Genomic DNA, 1,249 nt, shown 5'->3' on the forward strand with positions numbered 1-1,249 from the left:
CCTCGTACTGGATGTACTCGGGCGTTCCGACAACGCAGCGAGTGTGCGTGCCAGGCGTCGCGGGCCAGGCGGGACTTTCGAAACACGCCCTAGCGGGGTGTGAGGCCGTGGAGGGCGTAGTCGACCAGGGTGTCGGTGTAGGCGTACGAGATGGGGCCCGTGTGCTGGAGCCAGCGCTGGGCGAGCGGTGAGACGAACAGTTCGAGGGCGATGCGCGGGTCCACCTCGGGACGGACCTGCCCGGCCTGCTGCGCGGCGCGCAACCGGTCGACGTACAGCCGCAGCTGGGGTTCGAGGAGCTTGCCGACGAACTCCCTGCCGAGCTGCTCGTTGACGACGCCCTCGGCGGCCAGCGCGCGCGAGGGCGCCTCGAAGCGGGGGTCGAGCAGTTCGTCGACGGTGGCCCGCAGCACGGCCTTGAGGTCGGCGGCGAGGTCACCGGTGTCCGGGATGCGGTAGGGCTCCTGCCCGAGGTCGCGGGCGGCCCGTTCGCCGAGGTCGAGGAAGGCTTCGAGGAGGACGTCGGCCTTGGAGCCCCACCAGCGGTAGATGGTCTGCTTGCCGACCCCGGCCCGTGCGGCGATCCCCTCGACGGTGGTCCTCGGGTACCCGACCTCGGCGACGAGGGTGAGCGCGGCGTCGTGGATCGCACGCCGGGACTTCTCGCTGCGCCGGGCGGCGTCGGGGACGGACTTCTTGACCATGGGCCGAAGCTATCAGGGGCCCTGGACGCCCCGTCCCACCCACCGAACCACCCGCCTCACCGGGCCGACCGCCCGTCCGCGCCTCCGTCCGACACGTGGATCCGCCCGCCCCTCGGATCCACGCCCCGCCCGGTCCGCAGGACGCCCGCTCCTCGGATCGGCGGCCACACATCCAGCCGGCCCACGGCTCCGCCCGACGCGCAGATCCACCCGCCCCTCAGATCAGCCGGCCCACGGATCCGGTCTGCCCACGGATCACTCGACCCCACAAGTTCGGCCGCCCCGCAGACCCGCCCGCGCCACACATCTGGCGCCCCCGGACCCGCCCGCGCCGTACGTCTGGCGCCCCCGGACCCGCCCGCCCCCGCGAATCCGTCCCGCCCAAGGCGCCGTCCCGCTCAGCGTGGCCCCCTAGGGCGTGTTTCGAAAGTCCCGCCTGGCCCGCGGCGTCTGGCACGCACACTCGCTGCGTTGTCGGAACGCCCAAGTACATCCAGTACGAGGGCGATCCTCCGCCTTGCGATTGCACGCACCAGACGCCGCGG

The 1,249-nt window shown here is 72.9% G+C and carries 1 protein-coding gene; it reads right to left on the minus strand.

Annotated elements, in window-relative coordinates:
• Positions 1 to 89: 89 nt before the first annotated feature.
• On the minus strand, positions 90 to 704 hold the full coding sequence (locus AB0F77_RS43015) for a TetR/AcrR family transcriptional regulator (RefSeq protein ID WP_361960242.1): 615 nt from the start codon (positions 702 to 704) through the stop codon (positions 90 to 92).
• Between the last annotated feature and the right edge of the window lie 545 nt (positions 705 to 1,249).

The sequence above is a fragment of the Streptomyces sp. NPDC026672 genome, from assembly GCF_040638185.1.
Lineage (GTDB): Bacteria > Actinomycetota > Actinomycetes > Streptomycetales > Streptomycetaceae > Streptomyces.

Coding starts and splice junctions, on each gene's coding strand:
- AB0F77_RS43015 (WP_361960242.1), bottom strand. CDS start 704: ATGGTCAAGAAGTCCGTCCCCGACGCCGCCCGGCGCAGCGAGAAGTCC.